The organism is Bremerella cremea, from assembly GCF_003335505.1.
GTDB lineage: Bacteria > Planctomycetota > Planctomycetia > Pirellulales > Pirellulaceae > Bremerella > Bremerella cremea_A.
The window spans coordinates 87,460-102,054 of the sequence record NZ_QPEX01000010.1; the positions used below are offsets into that span (position 1 = coordinate 87,460).

At 55.9% G+C, this 14,595-nt stretch carries 9 protein-coding genes; 4 read left to right on the forward strand and 5 right to left on the reverse strand.

What is annotated here, in order from left to right; genetic code table 11:
* The first annotated feature begins 121 nt into the window (after positions 1 to 121).
* Together DTL42_RS01760 and DTL42_RS26655 are read left to right on the forward strand one after the other, a co-directional pair.
* Positions 122 to 1,627 (forward strand): sodium:solute symporter family transporter, encoded by a 1,506-nt coding sequence (locus DTL42_RS01760; RefSeq protein WP_114366985.1) that lies wholly within the window; start codon positions 122 to 124, stop codon positions 1,625 to 1,627.
* Positions 1,624 to 3,927, forward strand: coding sequence for an exo-beta-N-acetylmuramidase NamZ domain-containing protein (locus tag DTL42_RS26655; RefSeq protein WP_158545189.1), 2,304 nt, complete (start codon positions 1,624 to 1,626; stop codon positions 3,925 to 3,927). Before DTL42_RS01760 ends, DTL42_RS26655 begins: the two co-directional genes overlap by 4 nt.
* 317 nt (positions 3,928 to 4,244) lie before the next feature.
* Here the strand turns inward: DTL42_RS26655 and DTL42_RS01770 are convergent, their stop codons facing one another.
* A complete protein-coding gene (locus tag DTL42_RS01770) occupies positions 4,245 to 5,324 on the reverse strand; it encodes an anhydro-N-acetylmuramic acid kinase (RefSeq protein ID WP_114366986.1) in 1,080 nt (359 codons plus the stop codon).
* A gap of 243 nt (positions 5,325 to 5,567) precedes the next feature.
* On the opposite strand from DTL42_RS01770, the gene DTL42_RS01775 reads away from it, so the two are divergent.
* Both DTL42_RS01775 and DTL42_RS01780 read left to right on the forward strand, forming a co-directional pair.
* Positions 5,568 to 6,755, forward strand: coding sequence for a xylose operon transcription regulator XylR (locus DTL42_RS01775; protein ID WP_114366987.1), 1,188 nt, complete (start codon positions 5,568 to 5,570; stop codon positions 6,753 to 6,755).
* Positions 6,756 to 6,932: 177 nt separating this feature from the next.
* Positions 6,933 to 9,842 (forward strand): hypothetical protein, encoded by a 2,910-nt coding sequence (locus tag DTL42_RS01780; RefSeq protein WP_114366988.1) that lies wholly within the window; start codon positions 6,933 to 6,935, stop codon positions 9,840 to 9,842.
* Positions 9,843 to 9,918: 76 nt separating this feature from the next.
* Here the strand turns inward: DTL42_RS01780 and DTL42_RS01785 are convergent, their stop codons facing one another.
* The 4 genes from DTL42_RS01785 to DTL42_RS01800 form a co-directional block, all read right to left on the reverse strand.
* On the reverse strand, positions 9,919 to 11,220 hold the full coding sequence (locus DTL42_RS01785; RefSeq protein WP_199590013.1) for a DUF5690 family protein: 1,302 nt from the start codon (positions 11,218 to 11,220) through the stop codon (positions 9,919 to 9,921).
* Positions 11,221 to 11,400: 180 nt separating this feature from the next.
* Complete coding sequence (gene phnX / locus DTL42_RS01790; protein WP_114366989.1) at positions 11,401 to 12,216, reverse strand: phosphonoacetaldehyde hydrolase; 816 nt, start codon at positions 12,214 to 12,216, stop codon at positions 11,401 to 11,403.
* Between the two features lie 47 nt (positions 12,217 to 12,263).
* Positions 12,264 to 13,454, reverse strand: coding sequence for a phosphonoacetaldehyde reductase (locus tag DTL42_RS01795; RefSeq protein ID WP_234824032.1), 1,191 nt, complete (start codon positions 13,452 to 13,454; stop codon positions 12,264 to 12,266).
* Positions 13,455 to 13,819: 365 nt separating this feature from the next.
* Entirely contained in the window at positions 13,820 to 14,407 is a 588-nt protein-coding gene (locus DTL42_RS01800; protein WP_234824033.1) for a helix-turn-helix domain-containing protein, read from the reverse strand.
* Positions 14,408 to 14,595 lie beyond the last annotated feature (188 nt).

Below are 14,595 nucleotides of genomic sequence, written 5' to 3' on the forward strand. Positions count from 1 at the left end.
GAGAGAATAATGCGCCTGCTCGACTAGCGACTAAGTTCTGGAGAGGTAGACTGGATGCTGTCAGAATGGCATTCGATAGCCCACGATTGACCCAACCTCACTTTGCGGCGACCACCCCGGCATGAGCTTTCTCGATTCCCTTGCGATTCCCCCTGTCGATGCCGCGATTATCGCGTTGTACATCCTCGGAACGACGTTGCTAGGGGTTTGGATCGGTAGAGGGGAAGACTCGACAAGCGACTTTTTTTTGGGGTCTGGCAATTTACCCTCTTGGGCGTTGCTGCTTTCGATTGTGGCAACCGAGACCAGCACCGTCACGTTTTTGAGCGTGCCTGGCTTGGCTTTTAAGCAGGGAGGCAATTTTGGATTCTTGCAGCTGGCGATCGGCTATATCATTGGCCGCGTCTTGGTGCTGACGTTTCTATTGCCGATCTACTTCAAAGGTAAGAACACCACGGCTTATGAAGTTTTCCAGCGCAACTTCGGCACCTCGACCCGCAAACTGGCTTCGGTCTTCTTCTTAGGTGCCCGTACGCTTGGCGATGGCCTACGTTTGTTTTTAACCGCATTCACCTTGCAACAAGTGATTCACATTAACTTTGATGTGAGCGTTGCCGTGATTGCGATTGCGACGGCCATTTACGCTTTGTTTGGCGGGGTGCGCTCGGTGGTGTGGAACGACTGCCTGCAGTTCGCCGTTTACATGACCGGAGCTTTCATTGCCATCGGCGTGATCCTCTATCGTTTGCCAGGCGGCGCGGAAGAGTATTTCAACTTCGCATCAGAAACCGGCCGTTTGCAATTGTTTAACACCAGCTTTATGCCTGCGGATGGTCAGTTGACGCTCTGGTCAGGTATTTTTGGCGGGGCCGTGCTGAGCTTGGCGACGCATGGGGCCGACCAGTTAATCGTGCAGCGATATTTGTGTGCCAAGAACCAACGTTCGGCCGGGCTGGCGCTGTTTTGGAGCGGTCCCATCGTGTTCGCTCAGTTTGCCCTCTTTCTGGCGATTGGTGCTGGCCTGGCTTGCTATTATGCTCAGTTCGATCCGGCCCGCGAAAGTTTGGCGGGTGATCAAGCGTTTGCCTCGTTCATTGTTAACGATTTGCCGATCGGCATTCGCGGGATTATCTTGGCCGCCGTGTTTGCCGCTGCGATGTCTACGCTTTCCAGCTCGGTCAACTCCTCGTCGAGTTCGTTACTGGATGACATCGGTGGCGAGGCAATGCAAAAACTACCTGACTCACAACGGCTGCTAATGGCCCGTGTGTTTACGGTTTCGTTCACGGCGCTTCAAGCGATGGTCGCCTTGGTGGCTTACTATCTAGATTTTGCCAACAACGTTGTCCACCAAGCCCTGGCGATCGCCGGTTTTTCTGCAGGCCTTTTGTTGGGGCTATTCCTGATCGCCCTGACGATTGGTCGTGTTTCGAGTTTGTTCGCCAACATCGGCTTGCTGACCGGGGCCGTGATTGTCGTTTGTGTCTCGCAATACTACGGCATAAGCGGCTATTGGAATTCTTTGATTTGCAGTGTAAGTGTGTTTACGATTACCGCGACCCTTTGGGCCGTGATGAACGTTCTTTACAAGCCATCGCCGATTGCCTCTGCCGAGGATGAAACATGATATTACGATCTCTTTTAGTGCTACCGTTCCTGCTGTTACCGACGGCAGTCTGGGCTGAAATTCCGACTGCCACGCCAGAAGAAGTGGGCATGGTCGGGCCGATTGCTCCGGCGATCGATAAGGAAATCGAACAAGCGTTGGCCGAGAAGAAAATGCCTGGCTGCGTGGTCACCGTCGTGCGGCACGGTAAGATCGTTTACGAAAAAGCCCACGGCAATCGCCGCATTGTGCCCGATGTCGAGCCGATGACGGTCGACACCGTGTTCGATATGGCTTCGCTCACCAAGCCAATCTCGACGGCGACCAGCATCATGCAGTTGGTCGAGCAAGGCAAAATCGATCTGGACCAGCCGGTTTCCAAGTACCTACCCGAGTTCAAAGGAAACGGCAAGGAAGAGATCACCGTTCGTCAGCTGATGATTCATGTCAGCGGGCTGACGCCTGATAACCATGTGAACGATTACTTGGAAGGGTGGGACACCGCTTACGAAAAGATCTGCGACTTGAAGTTGCTTTCGCCGCCGGGTGACAAATTCCGTTACTCAGACGTCGGCTTTTTGCTGCTGGGCGAAATGGTCGCTCGCGTGTCTGGGAAACCGCTCGATCAATATGCCAAAGAAAACGTCTTCCTACCGCTGGGCATGACCGAAAGTGGTTATAACCCGCCAGAAGCTTTGCAACAGCGAGCCGTCACCACGCAAGAGGAAGATGGCGTGTGGCTGAAAGGGACTGTCCACGATCCACGGGCTCGCCTTTGTGGCGGGGTTGCTGGTCACGCTGGGTTGTTTAGCACCTCGCACGATTTGGTGCGATACGGCCTGGGAATGTTGGCCGCCCAACACGAAGGCGAGGGGCACGTTCTGCAGCCAGAAACGCTGAAGAAGATGACGACTAGCTACGATGCAGTCGGCAATTTGCGCGGCCTCGGCTGGGACAAGAAGAGCGGCTATTCCAGCAACCGTGGTGCCTCGATGACCGACGCTGCTTACGGGCACGGCGGGTTCACCGGCACGGCCATGTGGATCGATCCAGGCTTAGACCTGGTGGTGATCTTTCTTTCCAATCGCGTTCACCCGGACGGCAAAGGCTCAGTCAATCAACTCGCCGGTCGCATTGGCACCATTGCCGCCGATGCTTGCTTGGCTGCTGAAAAGTCAACCGACAACGCTGGCACCAAACTCGGTATCGACGTTCTGGCCAATAGCAAGTTCGCGGCACTCAAAGGAAAGAAAGTCGGCTTGATTGCCAACCACACCAGTCGCGACAAAGCAGGCCAAGGAACGCATCTGCTGCTACACGAATCGCCCGATGTCGACCTGGTAACCATCTTTAGCCCAGAACATGGTTTTGCAGGCCTGCTCGATCAATCGCACATTGGCGACTCGGTCGAACCAAAGACCGGTGTGCCAGTGAAAAGTTTGTATGGCAAAACGCGTAAGCCGACCAAGGAGCAACTTGCCGGGATCGATACGCTGGTATTCGACATTCAAGACATCGGCTGCCGTTTTTACACCTACATCGCGACGATGGGCTTGGCCATGGAAGCCGCCGCAGAACAAGACATCGAATTCATCGTCCTCGATCGTCCCAACCCGCTAGGCGGCGTCGTGATCGATGGGCCGATGCTCGATGACGACTCGCGTACGTTCGTCCGGTTTCATGAAATCCCGGTTCGTCACGGCATGACCATTGGCGAACTGGCCAAAATGCTGAAGGCGGAGCGAGGTCTGGAAACCAAGCTAACGATCATCCCCATGGAAGACTGGCAACGCGACGACCTGCTGTACGAAACTGGCCTCCCGTGGCGCAACACGTCGCCGAACATGCGTAACCTGGCCCAAGCGCTGATCTACCCAGGCGTCGGCCTGTTGGAAACAACCAACGTTTCGGTCGGTCGCGGCACCGATACCCCGTTCGAGATCTTAGGCGCACCTTGGATTAACGGTCCCCAACTAGCCAACGCCATCAACGCCTACGAGATTCCCGGGGTGAAAGCAATTGGCATCGAGTTCACCCCGACTTCCAGCAAGTACGAAGGGGAATTATGTGGAGGTGTCAACTTCATCATCACCGATTGGAGCAAGTTCGAGACGCTCGACCTCGGCTGGGCTGTTGCGGCGAGCTTGAAGAAGTTATACCCCAACGACTGGGAAACCAAACGCCTGCCCACGTTACTGGGCAGCCAACAAGTGCTCGACATGATCAACGACGGCAAGACCCCGGCAGAAATCAAAGCGACCTACCAAAAAGACCTAGCCGATTTCGCCAACCGCCGCGAACCGTTCTTGCTTTACGAGTAAACATCGCGGCATTTGTCCTCCTCGTAGGGTCCGCTGTGCGGACCTTATAGAGAATACTGGAATGGGCTGTCGCTTATTCCAGCCTACATTTCAGGCAGGAACACGGGGCCTTAACATGGCCCAGCCTGCAGAATTAGCTTTCCTCGGGTGCCCGTGCCACACAAAGAGAGTCCCGTAGAACGCGTCTCGACGCACCATCGTTTGCTAAAACGGCTTCCCGAAACCAATCGTGTGGCAACATAACACGCAATCAGTAAACCAGGCTGGAACGATCTGCCGCCCAGCGTTAAGAACCTGGGTTAAGACTTCTTCTCGTCTTACGGCGTAACAAAACCGCCGGTGGTTGGTTGCGAGCAGCCGGTGGTTTCGGGGATGGTCAGGGGCAGGTTTCTTAGGCTGCGGACGGCTAGCCAGGCGAAGCATTCGGCTTCGAGCGTATCGGGGCTAAGGCCAAGTTGGTCGATGGTTTGCACGGTTTGAAAGTGTTCGGCCAGCATCGACATGATCACCGGGTGATGCACGCCGCCGCCGGTTGCCCACAAAATGGCTGGCGGCTCGGCCATGGTTTGGGCCGACATGGCAATCGCCCCCACGGTAACCGCACACAGCGTCGCGGCACCGTCTTCGACACTTAGGCCGGAAACATCGATGTGGTCGAACTCGAAGCGATCGGCAGATTTCGGCAAAGGGCGCTGGAAATATTCAGCGGATAACGCGTCTTTAACCAGTTGTTGCTGCACGGTCCCCCGCAGGGCCAGTTGGCCGTCGATATCGTGGCTGAGACCGGCCATCTCTTGGGCCCATTCGTCGAGCAAACCGCAGCCAGGACCGGTGTCGCCGGCAACGATGGAACCGTCTGCCCCGAGCCAGGTAAGATTCGCCACCCCACCCAGATTCAACACGGCAATCGCCTGGGTTTTATCGTGGAACAGAGCTTGATGAAAGAATGTCGCCAACGGAGCCCCCTGACCGCCGCGGGCCATGTCGCGGCGGCGGAAGTCGGAAACGACTTGCTTGCCCGTTTTCTCGGCCAGTAGCCACGGGTTGCCTAACTGCATGGTGACCCCTTCGGCGGGGATATGCCGCACGGTATGACCATGAAAGCCGACCAGTTTGGCTGACTTGGCCAGGTCGCCCAATTGTTTTTCCAACGCGAAAATAGCCTGAGCGTGATGCAACGTCAAATCGCGTTCTAGCCGCAACAATTCGTCGAGCCGCACGTTATGTTGCGAAGCTTCGAGGACGCGCGAACGGATTTCTTCGGAATAGGGCAACGTCAGCCCACCATGAAACTCGACGAAGTCTTCGCCGTCTGTCGTAATCAGGGCTGCGTCCACACCGTCGGCTGAGGTTCCACTCATCAACCCGATCACCGTTCGACGCTCTGGCGTATTCACGTTCCAACTCTCTTCTGACGACTAATCCGTAAATTGCGGCACCCGACGGGCGTATAGCAACGCACGTCTATTCCACTCGTTAATCAAGCTTACCGCACCAAATTTAACTTGACAGCCCATCACCCCCCTAGCGCATGGAAAAGAACTATAAAATCTCGTTTCTGCGCAAACCCTTGGCCGATACACGTTAGAATAGAAAGAGTTGATCGTAAGATTTGCCACCTCAAAAATTAACGCGAAACGATGACCCTCGATCCAACCCAACTCGAACAGCGGCGCCAAGTGCAAGTCGTTGCCGTTTTGGTTGAAACCGAAACGAGCTGGGGACGACGTGTGATCCGGGGGATCGCGCATTATGCCGAGAAACATGCTTCGTGGCATCTTCTGATCGATCCTCGCGATCACGATCAACGTTCTGCTTTACCAGACGGCTGGAAGGGGCACGGGGTGATTGCCCGCTTCTCTTCGCGCTTGCAGATCGAGCAAATCTTGCAGAAAAAGGTGCCAGCGGTCGATGTCGACGACGTGTGCGAAACCTTGCCTGGCGTGGGGCGCGTGATCACCGACGAATCAGCCCGAGCCGAACTGGCCGTCGAGCACTTGCTGGCCCGCGGGTTCTCGGAGTTTGCCTATTTCGCCCCGCCTAGCCACCGTTATTCATCGCACCGAGGCGAAGCATTTCAGCAGGCGGTCACTTCCCGGGGATACGTTTGCAATGCCTATCGCCCTGGCTATCGGGCCGGTCGCAAAATGTCTTGGGCCGAACAGCAGCGACGGGTGAATCGTTGGCTGATGTCGCTACCAAGACCCGTCGCGATCTTAGCTGTCGACGCACATCATGCCCGGCAGTTAGCCGAAGTGTGCCATTTTTCCTCGATTCGGGTTCCAGACGAATTCGCGATTTTGGCGGGGGACTCCGATGAATTGTTGTGCGAGGTTTCGACGCCGCCTCTTTCGGCCGTGTCGCTGGCCTGCGAACGGATTGGTTACGAAGCGGCCGCGATGCTGCACCAAATGATTGAAGGGAAGCCAGCCCCGAAGCGTCCCGTTTTAATCGCTCCGCATGGTGTCGTCAGCCGCCAATCGACCGACTTTCTGGCAATTGACGACCCCCTGATCGTGCGGGCCTTACGGTTCATCCAAAATCACACCCAACATGGAATTGGCGTCGATGATGTGCTGCGCGAAGTTCCGTTGTCGCGTCGTAGTTTAGAGATCCAGTTCAAAGCCTACCTCGGGCGAACTCCTGCTGAAGAGATTCGGCGTGTGCAATTGGAACGAGCCCGCGAACTGCTTTTGAATCGCGATATGTCGATCACCGAGGTCGCGTTGTCGTCTGGGTTTAGCAACGCAACCCGCTTTGGAATTGCGTTTCGGAAGAAGTTTGGCACCACGCCGCGTAACTTCCGCAAAAAACTGCTCACCGAGTAGTCGCGTAAAAAGTTCCGACAAGGGACAATTTTAACGATTCTGGGATTTCTTCCCCCTTTCTTTGGCCAAACTTTCGCGAAGTAGGTAGGCCCATTCGATCCTTCCACGGCCTGGCTGCCGCAGGAAGCGATCGATGGGTGATCCCGCCTATTAACCCATCTCTCAAGAGGCTCGCGAATGTCACCCATAGATCGTCGAGAAGATCTACGTGCCGCGATTGACTTTGTTCTGAAGAATCTCCGGTACTGGCTGCTGGACGAAGCTGTCCAATCCTATTACCAAGCCTGGCTCACGCGTCTGGAAGAAACGGACGAATCGTGTCAGCACCTCAAGCCGCCAGTGCCAGATGAAACACCGCGCGGCCCAACGCAAGAATGGCGTTATCGGGCGTTTCTCGAACAAGAGTTGGAACAACACATCGCGGCCAGACGCCTCAACGAAAAACAAACAGCCCGGCTGCTGGAAGAGAATCGCCTGCGGGGTCGCCAGCTGCGGCCATTGATTCGTTTGAGCACGCCTCAGGTCGAACTCGCGGAAGCCCCCAGCGAAGCGGCGACTGAAAAAGATGGGCCCCCAGAGACACCTTCTGGCGTTCGTTTAATTTCGCTGCTTGAAGCCATTTTGGACCCGCGAAGTTTGCAATACCTGATGATGCTGGGGGGATGCTTGTTGGTATTGGGCTTGGTCATTTGGTTGGCCACACAGGGCTTCTTCGACAACCCGGTGGTGGTCGCCTCGCTGCTGGCAGGGGGCAACTTGGCGGTGCTTGGGTTAGGGGCGTTTGTCTTGACTCGCACGCGATTTCAGCTTGCCGGTCGCGGGCTGGCTCTTGTGGCGTGCATGCTGATGCCGTTCCATTTGTGGTTCTACGATGCCCAGGGGCTGATTGTGCTGGATGAAGGAGGGCATCTCTGGATACCCGCGTTGGCCATCGCGCTGCTGTACACGGTTTGTGCCCTGCTGATTCGTGACACCTTATTCGTCTATGCCGTGGTCGGGGGCGTGACGCTGACCGGGCTGATGATTTTAGGTGACCAAACCGTTGCGCGCTTTTGGGAAGGTGCGGCGGCCTCGACGTTGTTGGTGGCCTTAGGAGCGGCTGCGATCCACGCCGAGCGGGCTTTCGCGACTGGGGAAGGTGCGTTCTCGCGGCATAAGTTCGGCCTGGCATTCTTTCGCGCCGGTCACTGCGTGCTGCTGGCCGGTTTGGTGGTGTTGTTGAACTGGATCGTTTGTGCTTGGACGTATCGCTACGGCCTTTCCGATCTGTGGTTCGAGTGGACGCGCAGCCCCATTCCTTTTGCCGAGCCTACGTTAGCCACCAGCGGATCGATCAAGCTGCTCGCCCTAGGGCTGACGCTGGGAGCAACCTATCTGTACGGATATTCCTATGCAATGGTGCGCCGGCATTGGGGCTGGATCGTCGGGGGAACGGTGACCTTCTTGTGGAGCGAACTGATTCTCGTCGATCTGTTGCCGCTGCCGATGTCGGCCAATTTGGTCATGACCATGTTCGCAGCGACGGCGATTCTCTTAAACGGTTTACAGTGGTACATCGTGAGGACCAAGCATGATGACCAGAAGTCAACGAACGAAGATACATCGATCCTACTCGGTCTGGCGAGTGGCTTGAGCGCGATCTTGGTGGCATTGCCGATTCTGGTAGGCCTGGCCGGGTTTGTGCAAGCCACATTCAGTGTTTTTGCCCTGCAGGAAATTGGCGGACTTTATGTGCTGGCAACGGCACTCACCACCATCGCCGCTTGGTTCGGCGCACAAGTTCGCCGGCGGGATACAGGGATCACCAGCAGCGCTTACGCGATCGGCACCGGGGTGTCGGCCTTGCTGCTGGTGTTTGGTTTGTTGTCGTGCGTGGGTCTGACGGCCTGGGATGTTTCGCTCCCCATCATGCTGCTTGCCCCGTTGGGCATCGCCGTGATGCTCGTCGTAAGTCAACGGCCACTCGCCAGGGCATGGCAATTTGTGGCGTTTGCAATGGTGACTTTGCTGATTCCGCTAGCCGCTTACGCAAGTACCGTGGGCATCGGAATTCGTGAGCTTCCGATCACCGGTGCTTCGAGCCCGCTCGTGTTGTCGTTGGTGCTCTTGCAAGCATGCCTCTTCTTCCATTTGATGACCCTACGAACCCAATCAGGGGTGACAACCTATCTGGCTGCCGTTACGGGCGTAGCTGCATTGTGGCAGACGATGTATTTCTGCCAGTTTTCTGCCCGTCTCTATCTGCTCTGTTTCGGAGGCTTGGGGCTGGCCATTTTGCTGGGGCAGCGCGTTTTTCTGGTGGAAGAGTCGGAACGTTCTAAGGTGAGTAAGGCGATTGAAGGGACTGGGCACCTGCTGCTAAGCATCTCAGGCGTTGGCTGCTTGCTGATGAGTTTAAACCAATTGGTTAGCGGCGGGCTATTAGGAAGAACGGTCTTGCTGCAAGCCGGTTTCATCGTTGCCGCGTTATTGGCTGCCTTGTTGCCGCAGAAACACGAGACACGTCACTGGTATCGTGTGTTGGCCATCGGCCAAGGGTTCATCATGTTCCTGCTGATCACGTTTGGCCTCGACTTAGAAGCTTGGCAAAAGACCGAGATCTTCCTCACCACGCTGGGCTTGGTCATGTTGGCAGCGGCCCATGTTGGCTGGGCGAAAGAGCAAGATCAGCCTACCGATGGGGTCACCTTGGGCCTTGTGCTGGGCAGCTTGCTTTCTGTCGGCCCGGTGGCAATTGGTATGCTGGCTCAGCGTTTTGGTTATTACGAAGCGGCTTCCGCTTGGCAAGCCGTACACGAGATCGGTGCCCTGACGATTGCGTTGCTGCTGTTAGGTTCTGGCATCCTCTGCCGCTTGCGTGCGACCACCCTAGTAGGCGGCGTCGCCACGCTGACTTATGTGGCAACGCTGTTGGTATTCGTCCGCTTGCCCGATCAACTGCAACACATGGCCGTCTATATGATGATTGGCGGAGGGGTTTTCTTTGGTGTCGCGTTGCTGCTAAGCATCTACCGCGACACCCTGTTGGCGCTGCCAGAACGAGTACGCAATCGGCAGGGACTCTTTCGCGTGTTGACTTGGCGCTAAGTTGCCGCCCAGTGAATTCCCCTGACCAGCCGACCGAGCCAAGTGCTTTGTCGGCTGGTTGGTGTTTTACCACTCGTTAAGTGGCACCCTCAACGGCTGGAGTGACGGCCGAGCGGGTCTCGAGCACTTGGAAGTAACGCCAAGCGATCCCCAAGCAAACCACCGAGACCCCCACCGTAAACCAGCAAAACATAAGAAAGAACTGCAGAAAGCTATCGGTCGTCGAAACCAGATCTTTAGCGAACATTACCCCGACATATCCCAGGTACCCAATCGCATCGGCCACGTACATCAAGTAGCCCAAGTTGCCTCGCTCGCGTGTCATTGCCAGCAACCGTTCAAACACCGTGGTATGCACAGCCACGTAGGGTAAATAAAGGCCGAAACCAATCAACACCATGAAGGTAAACGGATCCATGGCGCCTTGCTGCTGAGTGAACAAGGTCATGGTAATCACCAATAAGCCAAGCCCACAGATACCGAGCGACACGAAAAAGGCCAGACGATTATTGCGGATCAGCACGGCCAGTCCGTTGACGAGCGTGATTCCTAAGGCGACGATCATTTCGGAACGGGTGAAGATTTGGGCATCGGGCTTGGTTCCCAAACCATTCCACAGTTCCACCGCAAAGTCGGCCCTTACGCTTCGAATGATGGTAACCAACAAGAAGATGGCAACCACCATCGACAAGCCCAGCCCGTACTTTTGAAACAAGGCCCAACGCTCTTGACTGGTCATTTCGTGACGGGCAGAACGAGCGGCGATGTCATCTTCATCCGGTGGGGGAACTTTCGCCAGTACGGCTACTGAAATCACAAGCGGCACCAGAAAGATCAGCCCCGAAACAAACGGCATCCAGTCTTCTGGTACGCCTTGATCGAGCACCCACTTACCGACCGACTTGGTCACCCCATCGGCCAAAATAAAACTGGCACACAGCCCGGCGACCAGGGCCTCGGTCAGGCGTCTGCCTTCTAAGAAGCCGAGCACCAACCCAAACACCATGCCCAAGGCCAAGCCGTTCACAAACAGGCCAACCGCGTTATAGGGACGAGGTAAAATCCCAAACACAGCTAAACCAAGTTCCGCAACCCCGATCAGCCCTAGCAGAGCCACTGCTCGTCGATTGGCTGGCATCTCGGAGATGACCTTGATGCCGATAAACTTCGAGATCATGTAGCCGATGACCTGGATCGAGACGATCATCGTCTTGAAGCCGATGCCGTTAAACTCACTTCCTTCATACGTGGCTACAGTAAACGGCTTACGAAAGCCGTACATGCAGAAGTAAGTGCCAAACGCTGCTAAGACAGCAATGAAAGCCCAATAGGGCTCGGTCTTTCGGCTTGTCGTCGGTGCAATGGAATCGGTAGTCATGGGAAATCGCTTCACCCTAGCGTTTGTTCGAGCGAGCCCCACAGATCGGTTGCCACGCCGGTAGGCACTTCGCGCAGCCGAATCGGCCCCCGTCAACGCTGGTTCAGCGCAGCAGAACACCAACCAATTGCTAACCGATCAATTGGGAACACTCTTAGGTTCCGTACCGAGAAAAAAGGCCTACGGCTTTTCGCCAGAGGCCAGACGAAGATTGATTTGATCGATCACGCCGGGAAGCTCGTCGATGGCCATGATCGTGAAGTGGCTGCCAGCCTCTTCGAAGGCTTGTTTCGTGTTTTGCAAGGTCGCTTCCCGCTCGCTCGCGGAAAGGGCTGCGAGTTCTTCCCGCGAGAGGCCGGTAATGCTGCTGCTGTTGCAGACACCAACCGTCCAGCAAGGGGCGTTTCGTCCAGCGGCAATGTCGGCGAGGGTATCCCCGATCTTCACCACAGCCGCCGGTGGATAGACCCCCACGCGACGCATGACTTCATAAATCATCCATGGTGCCGGACGCCCTTGAGGGACATCGTCGGCGCCGACGTTGGCATCCAGTTCGAAGCCAGCGTTCTTCGCCGCCGCAGAGACCAAATCGAGCGCGGCTTGAAAGTAGCCGGTGGTGCCCCCCAGTTTGATTTGTCGCGAACGCAACTCAGTGGCAACCGTTAGGACGTTGGGAATCAAGTCGCAATGTTGTTCGAGAGCCTGCATTTGAAACGGCATGAACTCGTGATACATCGTGTCGACATCTTGTTCGGTCCATGGCTGCCCCTTCGCCGCTAGCCAACGCTCGGCCACGCCGGGCATTTGCAGCATCGTGATCAGGTGGTCTCGTTTGTGTAACCCCATGGGTGCTCGCGCTTCCGCATCGGTCACGGTGACTCCTTGCCCTGCAAACACCTGTTTGAAGGCTGCTGCGGGCGCGCGTGAACCGAAGTCGATCGTGGTACCGGCCCAGTCGAAAACAACCAATTGGACAGAAGCTGGGGAATAAGACATAAGAAACTTGAAACCGATTTCAGGGACAGCGAACCATAGACAATGCGTTACGAACTAGTGGCCGCCCGATTGAGCGAAGCCGTCTTAGTCTGGCGGCCCCGTAACAAGGCGACCAGTTGCTCTTGATGAGCACGGCGGGGGTTATTGGCGAGGCGTTCTAGATTCACACGACGGGTGATCGCGCGAATCTGATCGTCGTTGGTGATGCCTGCCGCCGCCAACGTTGGGTAACCGTTGATGTTTTGGATCCATCGTTCCACGTTTTCACAAGCCGTTTCGACATCCGTTGCGTCGAGAAGTTGCAGAACGAGAGCGAGCCGGTTTCGCACGTGTTGCACGCCGCGTGGATCGGTGCAATCTTCTTCCGTGATTTCGTAATTGAATGCCAGCACACTGCTGAGCGTGGTGGCAACGGCTAACCCGTGCGGAATTCCATAGTCCGAGGTCAGGGCGTAGGAAATCGCGTGGGGTAAGGTCGTTTTGCTAACGTTGATCGCTTTACCGGCCAGGTGAGCGGCCTGACACATCGCGCCGCGCGACCGTGGCGTTGCCCGGTGGGTTGCTTCGGCTAGGTTGTTTTTCGCCAAACGCGCGGCTTCGACGGCATAGCCAATCGACTCGTCGGTCGCTCCGACAGCCCAGATTGATTCGATCGCCTGGCAAAAGGCATCTAACCCGGTGGCAGCCGTCAGTGGAGCGGGAACGCTGTAGGTAAGTTGCGAGTCGATCATTGCCCAGCGTGGAAGCAAACAAGACGCAGCGATCGAATACTTTTGCCCATCCACATACACCACGGCAAAGTGGGTGGCCTCGCTTCCCGTACCGGCAGTGGTCGGAATCGCGACGACCGGAATGCTCCCTTCCGGAAATGGGAGTCCTTTCAGGGCAATCTGCCGAGGCGACGATGGATGCCGCTGCATCGCGCCGATCATCTTTGCCACGTCGAGCGCCGTTCCTCCGCCGAAGGCAACGATTAGATCGGGCTTGGCCACTCGACAAAGGGCCACACCACGCTCGACGTCTTCGATTTTCGGATTGGGTTCAAAGTTGCTGAATCGTGTGACATGAACCGACTGCAAGTCGTTTTTGAGCACGGTGCCTGCGCCGGAATGTTCCCAGGCGATCTCATCGACCACGAGAAAAATCTGGCGTGCCCTTGCCTCGCGCAAGATTTGGCCCAACTTGGCCAAGGCACCTTCTTCCATGATCACAGATTGTTCTTCAGCGGACGAATTCAATTCGGTTTCCTTGGGGCTTTCGCTGGTCGGCAACGCATCTTCTCAAAGCGTGATCTCGCACATCAAGTTTCCTCCACTCGGCGTGCAACTTGGCAGACGCTTGGTGCGAATCGTATCGCTTGCAAGAGGACGGAAACTTAAGTGAGCCGTATTCTCAAGCAGTGTTTCCTAGAAGTCAACACAATTGACGTTAAGTCAACGTGAAGATTTAATCACCAACAGATGAATGCCGGGAGCGATGGCTCCTGACTTCACTGGCGGTATAGGTTGAAACGCCAGCAGATATCGCACGGCACCTGGCAAAAGGGCAAACGCGACAATCAAGAAGAGATTTGCGTGAAGCAAAGCCGAGCAATCAAATGCGATTATGCCTGAGGCGATTGAAAAACGCACAGCACCACGGCTGCGGTTTTGTAGGCGTTGATTAAGCGATGAGGAACGCTGGCATCGAAGTAGAGACTATCCCCAGCTTGCAGTTCGATCCGATCGTTGTCGTATTCAAAGTCGACTTGCCCCGATTGGACCAAGAGAAACTCCTCGCCCACATGCGCAAGCGACTCTTCGCGGGCGATGCCTGGGGGAATAGTAATCAGAAACGGATCCATCGAACGCGACTTGCGCCGATGGGCGAGCGACTGGTAAACGGACGTGTTCTCTGGCGATTGGTCTCGCTCGACCACTTTTCGTTCGTGACTACGGACGATGGTCAAGGCAGGCTTTTCGTCAAGACCTTCGACCAGCTTGGAAGTCGTGATGCCCAGGGCTCGCGCGATCTCTGCCAACGCAGGCAGCGACGGCGTGACACGAAAGTTCTCGACCTTGGAAAGCCAACTTCGCGTTAGCCCGGTGCGCGAGGCCACCTCTTCCAGCGTTAGCCGCTGATCAATTCGAAGCGCACGAATTCTTTCTGCCAGTTCCACTAAGTTCATCGGGATATTATAGGCACGACGCATAAATGCACAACGATCGTCTGTTTTACTTAGACAGCGGCGTTCCATTCGTCATAGCCGGGGCTCCCTTTCGTCTGTAAATTGCGGGCACTGCCGTCGCCCCCGAATACCAAGAAAGCTTGACGCAAGACTATTTATTAGGGATATTTAATTGTCCTTCCACTGCCGTTAGGCGTATTCAGTTCCCCCCG